At 43.4% G+C, this 12611-nt stretch carries 14 protein-coding genes and 3 pseudogenes; 2 read left to right on the forward strand and 15 right to left on the reverse strand.

From position 1 onward, the window contains the following. Positions 1–5: 5 nt before the first annotated feature. The 7 genes from JCM10519_RS01130 to JCM10519_RS01160 form a co-directional block, all read right to left on the reverse strand. On the reverse strand, positions 6–575 hold the full coding sequence (locus JCM10519_RS01130) for a hypothetical protein (RefSeq protein WP_054737719.1): 570 nt from the start codon (positions 573–575) through the stop codon (positions 6–8). Then, positions 553–1170 (reverse strand): hypothetical protein, encoded by a 618-nt coding sequence (locus JCM10519_RS01135; protein ID WP_054737720.1) that lies wholly within the window; start codon positions 1168–1170, stop codon positions 553–555. Before JCM10519_RS01135 ends, JCM10519_RS01130 begins: the two co-directional genes overlap by 23 nt. Next, positions 1116–3620 (reverse strand): polysaccharide lyase family 8 super-sandwich domain-containing protein, encoded by a 2505-nt coding sequence (locus JCM10519_RS01140; protein ID WP_054737721.1) that lies wholly within the window; start codon positions 3618–3620, stop codon positions 1116–1118. The genes JCM10519_RS01135 and JCM10519_RS01140 overlap by 55 nt, the downstream gene beginning before the upstream one ends. Next, positions 3559–3876, reverse strand: a complete 318-nt coding sequence (locus JCM10519_RS01145) for a hypothetical protein (protein ID WP_347842726.1) — start codon at positions 3874–3876, stop codon at positions 3559–3561. The genes JCM10519_RS01140 and JCM10519_RS01145 overlap by 62 nt, the downstream gene beginning before the upstream one ends. After that, positions 3848–4213, reverse strand: coding sequence for a hypothetical protein (locus JCM10519_RS01150; protein WP_054737723.1), 366 nt, complete (start codon positions 4211–4213; stop codon positions 3848–3850). Before JCM10519_RS01150 ends, JCM10519_RS01145 begins: the two co-directional genes overlap by 29 nt. After that, positions 4167–5735: a polysaccharide lyase family 8 super-sandwich domain-containing protein gene (locus JCM10519_RS01155; RefSeq protein WP_054737724.1), complete on the reverse strand. Its 1569-nt coding sequence runs from the start codon at positions 5733–5735 to the stop codon at positions 4167–4169. Before JCM10519_RS01155 ends, JCM10519_RS01150 begins: the two co-directional genes overlap by 47 nt. 701 nt (positions 5736–6436) lie before the next feature. Then, positions 6437–6670 (reverse strand): hypothetical protein, encoded by a 234-nt coding sequence (locus tag JCM10519_RS01160; protein ID WP_054737725.1) that lies wholly within the window; start codon positions 6668–6670, stop codon positions 6437–6439. A 49-nt stretch (positions 6671–6719) separates the two neighbouring features. On the opposite strand from JCM10519_RS01160, the pseudogene eam reads away from it, so the two are divergent. Beyond that, a pseudogene (eam, locus tag JCM10519_RS01165) lies at positions 6720–7982 on the forward strand (glutamate 2,3-aminomutase). A gap of 182 nt (positions 7983–8164) precedes the next feature. Then, positions 8165–8647, forward strand: a pseudogene (locus JCM10519_RS01170) (AI-2E family transporter); the annotation flags it as partial. A gap of 129 nt (positions 8648–8776) precedes the next feature. On the opposite strand, the gene JCM10519_RS01175 reads toward JCM10519_RS01170, so the two are convergent. The 8 genes and pseudogenes from JCM10519_RS01175 to JCM10519_RS01200 all read right to left on the reverse strand — a co-directional run. Next, positions 8777–9025 carry a hypothetical protein gene (locus JCM10519_RS01175; protein ID WP_054737726.1) on the reverse strand — a complete coding sequence of 83 codons (249 nt, stop codon included), beginning with the start codon at positions 9023–9025 and terminating at the stop codon, positions 8777–8779. Continuing rightward, the gene (locus tag JCM10519_RS24945; RefSeq protein ID WP_347842942.1) at positions 9022–9465 is read right to left on the reverse strand and encodes a hypothetical protein; all 444 of its coding nucleotides are present in this window, start codon (positions 9463–9465) and stop codon (positions 9022–9024) included. The genes JCM10519_RS01175 and JCM10519_RS24945 overlap by 4 nt, the downstream gene beginning before the upstream one ends. After that, the gene (locus tag JCM10519_RS24950; protein ID WP_347842916.1) at positions 9437–9514 is read right to left on the reverse strand and encodes a hypothetical protein; all 78 of its coding nucleotides are present in this window, start codon (positions 9512–9514) and stop codon (positions 9437–9439) included. Before JCM10519_RS24950 ends, JCM10519_RS24945 begins: the two co-directional genes overlap by 29 nt. Then, positions 9498–10064, reverse strand: coding sequence for an LCP family protein (locus JCM10519_RS01185; protein ID WP_054737728.1), 567 nt, complete (start codon positions 10062–10064; stop codon positions 9498–9500). The genes JCM10519_RS24950 and JCM10519_RS01185 overlap by 17 nt, the downstream gene beginning before the upstream one ends. Before the next feature lie 100 nt (positions 10065–10164). Further along, positions 10165–10332 (reverse strand): hypothetical protein, encoded by a 168-nt coding sequence (locus JCM10519_RS24955; protein ID WP_347842727.1) that lies wholly within the window; start codon positions 10330–10332, stop codon positions 10165–10167. Between the two features lie 72 nt (positions 10333–10404). Beyond that, entirely contained in the window at positions 10405–10758 is a 354-nt protein-coding gene (locus JCM10519_RS01190) for an NlpC/P60 family protein (RefSeq protein WP_054737729.1), read from the reverse strand. Next, positions 10755–11810 carry a hypothetical protein gene (locus tag JCM10519_RS01195; protein WP_054737730.1) on the reverse strand — a complete coding sequence of 352 codons (1056 nt, stop codon included), beginning with the start codon at positions 11808–11810 and terminating at the stop codon, positions 10755–10757. The genes JCM10519_RS01190 and JCM10519_RS01195 overlap by 4 nt, the downstream gene beginning before the upstream one ends. Before the next feature lie 281 nt (positions 11811–12091). Continuing rightward, positions 12092–12328: pseudogene (locus tag JCM10519_RS01200) on the reverse strand (HAD hydrolase family protein); the annotation flags it as partial. Positions 12329–12611 lie beyond the last annotated feature (283 nt).

The raw sequence follows: 12611 nt of genomic DNA on the forward strand, positions 1-12611 counted from the left end.
TTCAATCATTGAATCCATACTCCATTGCTGTCAACCAGCCTGCCATCTGGAGTCACATCGTTCATGTATAACGATCCGCGCGGGCGGGAGTGACCTTCCGGCTTTTTATATTCCCATTTCTCCTGATTCAGCGTCCAGCCGGATGAGCCTTCTGCATTTGTGGTTAAATAATACCATTTCCCATCTAAGAAATTCCATCCCTCTGCCATAGCTCCGGAGGGATCCAGGTAATACCAGCAGCTGTCCATCTGATCAAAGACCCAGCCGGTCTGCATGGCACCATCTGAACTGAGCCAATACCATTGTCCATCGATTAGGAGCCAGCCTGTTGCCATATTGCCCTTGTCATTGAAATAGTACCACTTTCCGTTCGCTTTTTTCCAGACAGAACTAACTGTGGCCAGTTCAGAGCTTCCCTCTCCATCCAGATTTGTTTTCCGGAATTCACCTGTGATATAAGTATCCTGCTGAAGCAGAAACTCATATTTCCCGGTTTTGTCCGGCGACACTGTTTTTCCATTAACAGATATGTGTTTCAAACGATATCCAATATCAGGAACGGCCTTCACAATCACCTTTGTTCCCTTTTTTTCCTTCTGAGAGATTTGCAGTAATGCTGCCGCCTTCCAGACTGTCATCGATGGAAACTAGAAAGTGTTCTTCTTCTACTGCAGTGCCATCCGTTATTAAGTTCACTGTTCCGTTATCCGTCAACACAAAAGAAATCCTATCCATTTTATAATCCACAGATACGGGCAAGTGTCTGGTCTTGCCATCCAGCCCCTTAAATGCCGCAGTAATGGAACTACTGCCCTTTCCCTGATCTGGAATGTCCATCCACACTTTCACAGGAGCATTTAGCGAAAGGGGCCGTTTATTTCCATACCTATCCTCCAGCTGAAGCTGAAGCCCAAAGGACTTTCGGAATTCTTCTTCTGTTTCCGATCCATTATAGTCTGTGACTGACAAAACTGCCGTACGGAACTCCGGTTCATCCTCCTCATCTTCAAAGATCCTGAAAGCGAATGAGGGGGATGCCTTGCTTGCATTGGAGTCGGTCGCTCTGGCTGCATTGGAGGGAGTTGCACTGTTTCCTGTGATTTTAATGGGTATGCTTAACGCAGCACCTGCAATCTGAATACCAGTAATTTCTGTCTCTGAGGAATCCACCTGCTGTCTATCATACAGTCATTTGCTGCCATCGAAGCCTTATACAGTTCTTCTAATGTGATTAGTTGATCCATCATATACTTTGCCAATTCCTCATTTGAGACTGCTGTTAAGGAATTGACTGCCGACCGGATGGCTTTCTGTACCTTGTAATCACTGTAATCATCGCTGGTTAATGCCTCTGTTACCGCATTTTCAATAAGAGACTGGACTTTTTGAATGTTTTTCGGTAATTCTGACTCCACTTTTCCGCCTAAAGAGACAAAGGCCTGAAGATTTATTCCATTTTCCAGCTCAGCAGTCACTTTTAACCGGCTGTTCTCTTCGCAATCATCAATATCAAGACAGCCTTTTTCATCGATGCCGGTGCCTGATTCCAGAGGCTTTTCTCCTGTTACTTTCCAGGAAATATTCCCTGCATTATTGGTATAATCATTGACTGCAAAGGACATGCTTTGTCCGGGAGCCAGGGTAATGGCCTGCGGATACAGGGAAGCAGCCAGCTGCATTGTTGCATAAGAGCTGGAACCGTTGGTTCCTTTCGTCTGAATGGTAAGTTTTGCTCCGTATTCTGTCAGTTCTGCTTTTACATTCTTGTCTGATGAAAGAATTTCTGTCACAGGTTTATTAATTTCAACCACAATAGTACCTGTATTTTTCATCGTTGGATCAGAGGCAGAGACAGTCAGAATTCCATTCTCATCTTCTTTTGCCATCAAAGAGGCGGCACCTTTGATGGATAAATCTCCGATTTTCGCAGCAGCATCTGTCCAGATATTGGCTCCAAGTATATTTTCAGATCTGCTGTAGACCGCCTGCATCTGAGGAGTGTTTGACAGGACTGTGATTTGTGGTTCCCTGGAATACTGCTCGGTTTTTTCTAAAGTCAGCCCTGGAAGAAGAATATACTCATAAGCGGCATTTTCAGGATTTTTTCCATGGTCAAACCACATTTCGAGATAGTTCTCTTCCGATTTTCCATTTGATGTTCCGACCAGTGACCAGTCTCCGGCATTCCTTGCTTTTCGCACTGATATGGTCTGGGAACCGGCAGGGAAATAATAACCGATATCACTTCCGGCTGTATTGCCCTCCAAATGGGCCCAGGAAACATCAGAAAGCATTGTTCCTGACACATCCACGTTTCCGTCTACAATATCTTCTAAGGATGCGACTCCGTCATAAGAACTTTTTTTCTCTCCATTGATGATCAGGGCATTGTCACCTTCCTGCCTCAGACGCCTGTTTTCAATAATGCTTTCCACCGGATATTCTTCACCGGAATTAGAAATGCCGGCGCCAAGGCATACGATCTGTTCTCCAAACATAAACCAGGATTTCTTTGCTGACAGATGAGGAGAATATGTCACGGCAGGAGAACCCTCTCCTTCCTTAACCCGGACTTCTCCTGTTAATGACATTCCGTTAATTCCGTCATTGTCTATGGAACTGCCTCCGACCCAGGATTCTCTTGAACGGAAATCTCCGCCCTGGGCAAAGCCTGAGCTATCCGGCTGCCCATTACCGATATTCTTGGAAACAAGGGTCGTTCCCGCCAATCGGAGGGGATTTACAGTATTCCAGAAATTTTCCGTATACTGCATGGTATCCTGATTGTATAAGTAGGTCATACCGCTTCCCTGATGCCAGCCATAGCGGTTTTCATGATTCATGATTTCCGTATTCTGAATACGTTCGGAATACATGGAAAGTGCCATCAGGAACTTGTCGGTCCGGTGAATCGCCCGGTCCATGAGAGGAAGATTTTTATGTATCGGAGCAATGGAATTAGTAATAGAATCATCTCCCAGAATCTCCAGGGCTTTTTCCTTTATTATTATATACTCTGCTCCGGATAAGGTATCTATAAAACCAGGATCAATTTCCATCCAGGCTTTTAGTGAACTTTTTAATTCTTCCTGCACATCAAGGGAAACTGAGTCCATAAGCTGGATCATAAGAACCATTGCTTCTCTTCCTGCATCCCGGTTACTGCCGGCAGGCCTGGATACAGAACGTCCTTTCAGAGAATCCAGCATCAGACCGTCATACATTCCATTTAAAAATCCTTCTTTCAAGTAGAATTCCAGATTTTCCTGCACTTCTCTGGGATATTCCCATGGAGTTCCGGCAAATAGCGGCGGCATTCCTGCCCCGCCTTTAATAAATTCGATTCCATAAGATCCTAAATACGGCACATGGGAATGGTCAAGATAGGAACCATCTGCATAAAAACCGCTGGTATAGCCCTGATCCGCAATTTTGGTACTGTCTTTCAAACTCTGGATTATGAAAGTCTCCGAAGAAGCTTTTTGAGCCAGGTGGACAAGCTCATTATCTTCCCTGAGAATTCCCAGTCCTAAGGCGATCCTGGAACAGTCAATAATATTAGCCCCCTGAGCCGTCCGGTATCCCTGGGCATGGTACTTCCGGTTCCAATGATGCTTCATGATAAGGATCCAGCTGAAAGAAATATAGCCCCTGGGTATAAAGGCTGATTTCTTCCTCTGTCAGGTGATCATATAAAAGGACCAATATGGGAATTAAGTCTTTGGGGATGCCGATTTCCCACGTCCACCAGTTATCTGTCTGGGTCTTTGGTGAGTAGCAGCGGGAGCACAGGTAGTTCATGATCTGCTTCATGTCCTTTAACAGCTCATCATTTTGGTAGTAAAGGTTACCTTTTGCTGCATATGCCTTTGCCATTGCCAGCATTTTTTTTAAAAGCCGGACGAAACTCTACCGCATCATTCTCAAAGGGAATGTCCGGGTTTCCGGCAGCTCCTTCATCCTGCAGCCAGGGGATCCCGGCACAGGAATCCTGTCCTTTATAAGCATATGTTTCCCAGGCGGATTTTGCCTGAGCCTGAATGTCGTCAAGGATCTCTCTGCCTCCATCAAGTTCAGTCAGATCATTTCCGATGAGGGAATCCTTCCATCGTCTGCGGATTATTTCGTAATCTTCCGGTCCTGCCTGAGGCAGATTTGCCGGATCCTCATAAAGGACTGTTACGTTCCACTTTTTTTTGTTTGCCGTTTTCATCAGTGGCCAATACTGTGACAGCTCCCTTTTCATTTGCCGTCAGCAGTGCACCTTCACCGGAAAGCTTTCTGACAGAAGCAATGTGGCTACCATCCGTATCTCCGGCTTTTCTGGTTCCATCTGTTTCTCCTTCCAGCAATTCTCTTTTGATTTTACTGCTGCCTGCATTGCGTACATAGTTCCCGTCGGCCCTGGGTATTTTAACTTCCCAATGAATGCTGCCGGACATTTCAGCCGGTTTCTCAATCCGGCCCTCTTCTCCTCTCACCAAAACAATCTCATCTCCAGTTATTGCTTCAGCCGCCTTTCCTTCAATCGTCAGGTCCACAGGCTTTGTTCCCATTTTGGAAGCATCGAATTTAAGGAAGATTTTTGAATCAAAGGCAGATTCTGCTAATGCCATGGGATTTGAATTTGTTAGGATACCTGTTCCACGGGTTTCCAGTGTTACTTCCAGATAACCATTGTTTTGGTTTTCCGGCTTTGCTATGCTTAGCGTTATGTTACCAGTAGAAGGATCTTTTTTTACGGTAAGTGCCATACACTCATTCATTGTTAAAGGCACTACCTGATTATCCAGCCGGATGCTGCCGGAGGACCACTTGTTTACAGATACAATCCCCTCTCCCACGTTGGAAGCAGCCTGTATCTGCGGCGTATTTATGAGAAGCTTTGAATCCGTTCTGTACAGGCTTAAATTTGGATAATCAGCGGTTGTTTTACCTGCAACCATGGTATACTGGTAGCTCTCCCCGGGAGCAATAAAAAACTCGGCTAACTGAGCGGTATCAGACTCTTTCGTGTTCAGCCGATAGTATACGTTAGAGGCAGACAGATGGGATCCGGTCTCCCCGTCTCCAAATACGTAGGACCATTCCAGCTTATTATCGGCCAAGGCAGACGCGCTGAGCCAGTTTCTCTGGGCATGGTCCCCTTTTGTCGGTTTATTGATGAGGGGACTCCATACTCCATTTGTACTTGCTTTCAGTACATTCCGGTATCCGTTGCTGGGATTTGTCAATGCCAGCTTTGTATCCTTTGTAACCGGAATATTATCTACAATGGTTATGATTTGCCCCCTGTTTTTTGTTTGTGCCTGGATGCCTGCTCCGGCACAAAGGATTTCGCTGCCGAATAAAAACCATGACTTTACACCATGAACCTCTTTCCCCAGCTTTACTCCTTGTACACCGTAGGTTTTTGAAAGTGACTGCATTGACATTTCTGTTGTGATTTCAGCCCCCCGAAAACTGTTTTCCCCTTCCCAGAACATGGTTGTTCCAGGTATCAGTGCTTCATTCATGGTGTTCCATTGCGAAGCCGTATCACTGCTTTTTGATAGTGACAAACTTCCCCCTCCCACTGTAGGATTAATGGACGCAGCGTAATTTCCTGTGTTTAATAATTTTGATCCGGATATTACCGGTAACGTCTGTCCGGCAGCTGGAACTGTTATAATCATCTGCATTGCCAGACACATGCTTGTTACACGCTTCCATTTGTTCCTAATCTTTTGCTTCACACAAACTCCTCCTTTTTTTAATAGTTATATTAATGGTCTTGAACCTGCTGGTAAATTATCCGTGAACTCAGGTTTTTAAAGTAATATCATTTTGCTTATGGAATCTTCCTGATTTTCCGCCTGTTATCACAGAAATGTACATGTAACATAAAAACAGTCAAGAATATAATATAAAAAATTTATTTAATTATATGGAACCTTTTGAAAATAATAAATGAACTATTTTTGAAATAATTGTAATATTTTAATATTTTTAACAATAATAAATTTAATTTTATATTATTTTTGTAAAAGATGTATTATTTGCGGAAAAGACAAATATTTTAATAAACGAATTTATTCATTTAATTTGTATCATACAAATGAAGTATATCCTGTTCAAAGAGAGGGAAAATTCATACTTAATAAGACCGGAAGCTGGTATCAACCATTCAGGACAGGGGGGACACAGATAAATTGGTAGTCACAAATTTATCTGGCTTAATTCTCTTTCTCAACATTCAATAATTGTTTTAATCTGAAATATTATGATAACTATTGAGTTTTATAGAATTGTTTTTTTCATGCGGTTGACGAAGCAACAACTTTACTGTTATAATTGAGTTGTTGCTTTGAACCAGTTAAAATAACAAACAAATAAACAGGAATTATATGGGAATCATATTGTTAAATATTTTCAGTATGATTTCCCTGATCTGACATTATAATCCATCATCATATCTTAAATTTATAAATAACCAGTAACGTTTCATTTTCCAGCAAGCAAGGCCCGTTGCAGGCTGCCTGGCAGATAAAACCACAGGTTTGCTGGAAGACCTTGGAAGATGTATTGTCCAATCATCCCATATAAGAACTTTTAAAATAAAATTTGAATAAACTTCTGATAGTTTCGTAAAAGTAGAGAAGCTTTCGTTTTTCGCTGCAAAAATCTCCATAGAAAGTTTGTTTCTTATGGAGTGAATAAAATATGTAAGGAGAGATTAAATGGGAAAAAGCAAAAAGCGGCAGGTGTCAATTGAAAGAACAGAGGAATTAAAGGGGAGAATTGAAGATTTTTTTAGAAGCCCGAAAGGGGATTCCAAAGGGAATGGACCTGGAGAAAGAATTCATTAAAAGGAAAACCAAAATATTAGAGGTACTGGATGCCACAGAAGAAAACTGGAATGATTATCAGTGGCAGTTAACCCATAAGATAACGGATGTTGAGACCTTAAGTAAAATCATTGTCTTAAGTGAAAAAGAAAAAATGCGCATTAAAAAAAGTTGAGAAAAAGTTCAGGTGGGCGGTTTCTCCCTATTATTTAAGTCTGGCAGATCCAGATGACAGGTATGATCCGATACGGTTATTATCCATTCCAACCTATAAAGAATTGGATGATTCCTGCACGGATCTTGACCCTATGGGTGAAGAATTCACAAATCCGGCAGGCTGCATTACAAGACGGTATCCAGACAGGTTGATTATAAATGTGACTAATGAGTGTGCCATGTATTGCAGGCACTGTCAGAGAAGAAGGAATATCGGAGAGGAAGATGTCCATAAATCCCGTAATTTGATCCAGGAGTCCATTGATTATATAAGAGAAAATGAGGAAATCAGGGATGTGCTGATCACTGGCGGGGACGCTGTGTCTTTCTGATGAGGACCTTGAGTGGCTGATAAAGCAGCTGAAAGAGATACCCCATATTGATTTTATCCGCCTGGGTACCAGAAGCCTGGTAACCATGCCTCAAAGGATAACAGATCAATTATGCTCCATGCTGAAAAAATATCATCCGATTTATATAAACACTCATTTCAATCATCCCATAGAAATTACGAAAGAGTCAAAAGCGGCATGTGAAAAACTGGCTGATTCCGGGATCGTTCTGGGAAATCAGGCCGTGCTGTTAAATGGAATTAATAATGATAAGTACATTATGCGGGTGCTCAATCATGAGCTGCTCAAATGCAGAGTAAGACCTTATTACATCTTTCATGCAAAACATGTTCAGGGAACCGCCCATTTTAACACATCCATTGAAGACGGCATAGAGATCATGGAATATTTACGGGGCTATACTTCGGGCATGGCGATTCCCACATTTATAGTAAACGCTCCCAAGGGATTGGGGAAAACTCCTATCTTCCCCAATTACATTGTATCCCGGGGGCCAGGCTATGTTCAGCTGAGAACCTGGGAAGGGAATATCGTTAAATACGAAGATCATGAAACAAAGGATATCAGGAGCTATCTTGAATCCTGATGATATTCCTGTCGCACTGGCAATCATTCTGAGCGGGACTATATAGGAAAAAGCATAGATTGAACATTGGACAAGATGACTAACTTTGTTAGTTTCTTGTTTGGTGTTCAATCTATGCTTTTAATAAGTTGTCATTACGGCAGTTTTGATAGCCTTGGGTATTTTTCCCGTAATAAATCTAAGTTTCTTTCCTGTATGAATACTTCACATTCTACGGTAAAAAGTTTTTAAATTCTTTCGGAAAAGTAATTGAATTGCAGATTGTAATTGCATTCATTAATTCCTTTCTTTCTGTGTTAGCCCTGACTATTATGGGATTTCCGCAGACATTAGGGCTTGGAGCCATGATTTTTATTCTGGGCCTGATTCCCGTTGCCGGGGTGATTATTTCCATGGTCCCACTTACAATTATTGCATTTAACATCGGGGGCACCATAAAAATCCTGGAAGTTATTGCGATGATTGTTGTTCTCCATTCTTTGGAAACTTATGTGTTAAATCCAAAATTAATGTCTGCCAAAACAAAGATCCCGGTATTTTTAGTATTTATTATTCTAATGATCAGCGAACATTATATTGGAGTCTGGGGACTGCTTTTTGGTATTCCACTGTTCATGTTTTTCCTGGATATCTTAGATATTAAAGTAGGGGCAAATAATCGGTAGAAAGCATTGAAGATATATGTTATTCATCAAAAAAGAGGTCAGGCCACCCATAAGCTCGGATGGTCCTGATCTCTTTTTCATTATAAATCCATATCCATAAAAACCTTTGAAGCTGCCCTGCCCTTTTTCCTATACTCCGGGACCGATCTCTCCGTCAGCTCCAGGACCTTCCTGTACTTCCGGAATTTCCATGGTTTCTTTTTCCGGTTTTGTTTCCTTTTCTGTTTCTTTCTCCGGTTTCTTCTCTTCCTTGGTTTCCTTTATATTGGCCCCAGGTCCAATCAGGCTTCCGTCGTCGTTGGTGGGGGCTTCTGTACGCTCCTGCTCTGTTGTCTCTGGAACTGTTTCTTTCGTATTTTCAGCTGTAGTCTCTTTCACGCTTTCCTCTGTAGGAGCCTCCGTTTGTACAGGAGCGGTATCTCTTGAAGAAGAATCCCCCTTTTTCTTGCCGCCTGAACTTCCCCCGGCCGGAGCATTCTTTCCAGGCTCCTTAAGGCCGCTTTCCTGGGCGATCTTGTCGCTGATCTTTTTTTTACAGTTGAAGACGGAGAATAATTCTCCTGATTATAAAGAAACTGGTGGAGCTGGATGACGTTGCTTTCCAATGTAGTAGGGATAACACAATCCATTCTTCCGATCTTCATTGTAGTACGTGAAAATGGGAAACCGTTTGTTTCTCCTATGTGGTATTTATTGATTCCCTTGGCAATGGACAGAACATCATTCATGCCAATGCTGGTGGATATCTGTGGGAATACAGTAGAAACCAGGGTGCTTAGTGTACTAAAATCAGCCTTTTTTTGCCTTCTCCATTGCAAGACTTATTACCTTGCGCTGCCGCTCTGTCCGGTTAAAATCCGTATCCATGAGACGGAGTCTGGCATAAGCCACAGCTTGTACTCCATCCAAATGGTTCATCCCGGCTTTTTTTTAACTGATAAGAGCCGATTCCGGTGGAATTAACGGTTTCAGTTATAAAACCGTTGATATAGGCGAATTCTGAATCCGTAATTTCCAGATCTACCCCGCCTAAAATGTTAATGGCATCAGCAACGGCCTTCCAGTTAAATGTGGCGTAATCATCTATGTTAAGATCCAGATTCTCATTTAATGCGTCGACTGCCTGTTTATGGCCGCCTTTAAAATAAGCCTCGTTAATCTTGTGATACGTTTCTTTGCTGTTGATCTTTAAATATGTATCTCTGTAAACGGATACCAGTTTGATCTCGCCGGTAGCTTTATCAATGTTGCAGATCATTTCCACGTCAGATAAGGAGCCCTTTTCCAGCCTGCCGTCTCTCGCATCCACGCCAAAAACTGCAATGGTCCAAAATCCTTTCTGATGGGTACGCTGCTTCAATATAAAAAACCCGGCCAGCAGCACCAGAGCCAAAATTACAAGCTCCGTAAAAATCACCCTCTGCTTGTGTTTGCGCTTCCGTTTTTTATTTGCCTTCCGATTGGCGTTATTTTGCGGCCCATTATAACGGACACGCGGATTCCTTCCATCACCTGTACTATAATAAGTCCTGTCCCCTTTTACCGTATGCGCTCCGTGCTTTTTTTCTGCCGGGCGCGCCCTGTCTGCGCTCCCCGCTTTTTTTGCTGCCCTCCCGCTTTTTGCGGGCCCGCATGCGGTCTAATTCATCCTCATAATCCATGACCGAATAATCAATCCTTTCCAATATTTTCTTTGGCAGATCCTATCTATTCTATCAGAAACCAGGCTGTAATTTCTTGCTTTTCTCTTAATTTTATCAGTCAATCAGCTTTCTGCAGTAGGGCCAGTCTGCATCCATTGTTGTAACCGTTACATTATTGACCAATGCGCTGGATTCGTGGATCACCGTCATATTTCCGTTGCTTTCCCAACAGAGGAACATGACCACATGGGCGTCATCTCCTGTCTTTAAAAGAATATCGCCTGGCTGCAAGTCATTTCTCTGGATAGGGGTTCCGCAGGAAATCAGGCCTCCTGTACTCTCACAGGACAAACGCTTACCAAGAGCCGACCAGTATACCCAGCTGATCCAGCCGGAGCAGTCCAGCCCCTTCATGGAACGGCCTTTTTCATCCGGTGATACAAGGGACCCGAAATTGTTTTTTTTCATAGCCTGCCGATGATGGCTTGCCGCCCCAGTAGTAAGGAACTCTTCCTACTGAGGACAAGGCATAATGGATCAGTTTTTTTTCGGTTTTCTGAAAGATTTTCAGGAAGGCGGCTCATATAATTGTTAATTTCCTCATAGGAAAGGGGATTGGTGATAAATGAAGGGGAAAGGGTTAAGCCGTAGCATTCTGACCAGTCCTGTTTTGCCAGATCAGAAGCATAGGTTTTGTTCTCCTCCGTCCAACCCTGCCAGAGTCCCTCTTCCTTTGGCTCATTTCCAACGGCATCAAGGGCAAATAAGCCTTTCTTTTGGTCTGTAAGTCCTGCAATCACTGCTTTCACGTGAAGATCCACGTGTCCGGGACAGACGGAAGGCAAAGCTGCTTCGGTTTCTGCAGGAGCTTCCGTTTCGGGTTCTGCGGCAGCTGCTGCGGCTTCCCTAAGTGCGATACCAGGTCCGATTTCCTTTGAAGGAAGGGGCGCCTCCGTATTGCCTGCGCTTTCTCCGGCGGCAGAGGATTCCGTAACAGCAGCCGTTTCTGCCTGGGCCGGTGTGGCTGTCCGTTCCAGCTGGGGCTGGGCTGTTTTCCCTTCCAGGGTACCGCCGCAATCATAGACCTCACTGATGGAATACTGGAAGCTGTGAGAGCTTTCCCACAGCTTAAGGGCATAACTTAAAAATGCATCGTAATCCTCCGGTGCGGTATAATAAAAATATGTATTGGCCATTGCCATGATTTCCTGGATATTGGACTGAGGCGAAATCATTTTTCCCTTTTCATCATAAAAGGTAATATCAATCTTATTGAAGGAAAGCCCTTTTAATTGGGCTGTTGGAACTCCAAGGCTTGCTGCGGCCTGTTCAGGGCTTTTATTGGCCAGCTGGTAAATGGAAGCCAGCCAATCCGAATCCTTGCGTGAAAGGGCTTCCGCTGCTTCTGCTCCCAGGCTTTTTTTCCTGGCTGTCACCTTCTCCATAAAGAAATGCAAGATTAAATGAGGAAAGGGAAGGAACAAAGGGAGCAGGTTCGTCCGCTGCCGATGTTTCCTCATGGATTTCCTCTTTTATTTCGGCTTTTGCCAGAAAGGCGGTTTCTGCTGCCGGTATGATATTAAGTCTATCCCAGGGTGAAGAATAAGATTGGGAATATGTGCAAAGGCACACACTCATAAGAGCCATAAACATGGCGGCTGATATCTGTACTTTGACCGTTTTTTTTCAAATTCATCTGCTATCGTTCCCGTAATATTTTTCTAGAATAGAACTATAGCATAGTCCGGGGCCAAAATACAGAAAAAAAAGATTTAATAGTTTATTAAGATTGGTGAAAGAGTCAATAGACTGTGGCTGCATCAGAAAGGATCAGGGCATCTATGGCAGCAGCAACTCCATCCTCATCGTTATTTCTGGTTATGAGGCGTGCTCTGCGTTTTATTACTTCTGAGGCATTGCCCATGGCAATGGTATACCCTAAAGGAAGGGTGAGCATGGATAAGTCGTTTTCGCTGTCTCCAATGGCAAGAATTTCCCTGGAATGGATGTTGGCGTTTGCCGCATAATCCATCAGGACTGATCTTTTGTGCCCTTATGTGAGTCAGTTCCAGATTGGAGGGGGCTGATGAAGCAATTGAGATTCCTTCTTCTTTTTCCAAGGTGCAGCGAATCTGCTTTAAGACTTCCGGATTTTCATGGACAACAGACATTTTATAAATCTCCCAGGAGGATCCAAGAAGCACTTCTTCTGTTGTAAAGCGAAACCGGGCTGCAATGGTCTCGCAGGTATGCTCATGGGAAACCATAGGAAGAAAAATCTTATCCTCAAAGCTTCTCCGAAAGTCTTCCATGGTGGAGGT

It is taken from the genome of Clostridium sp. NkU-1 (assembly GCA_001312405.1).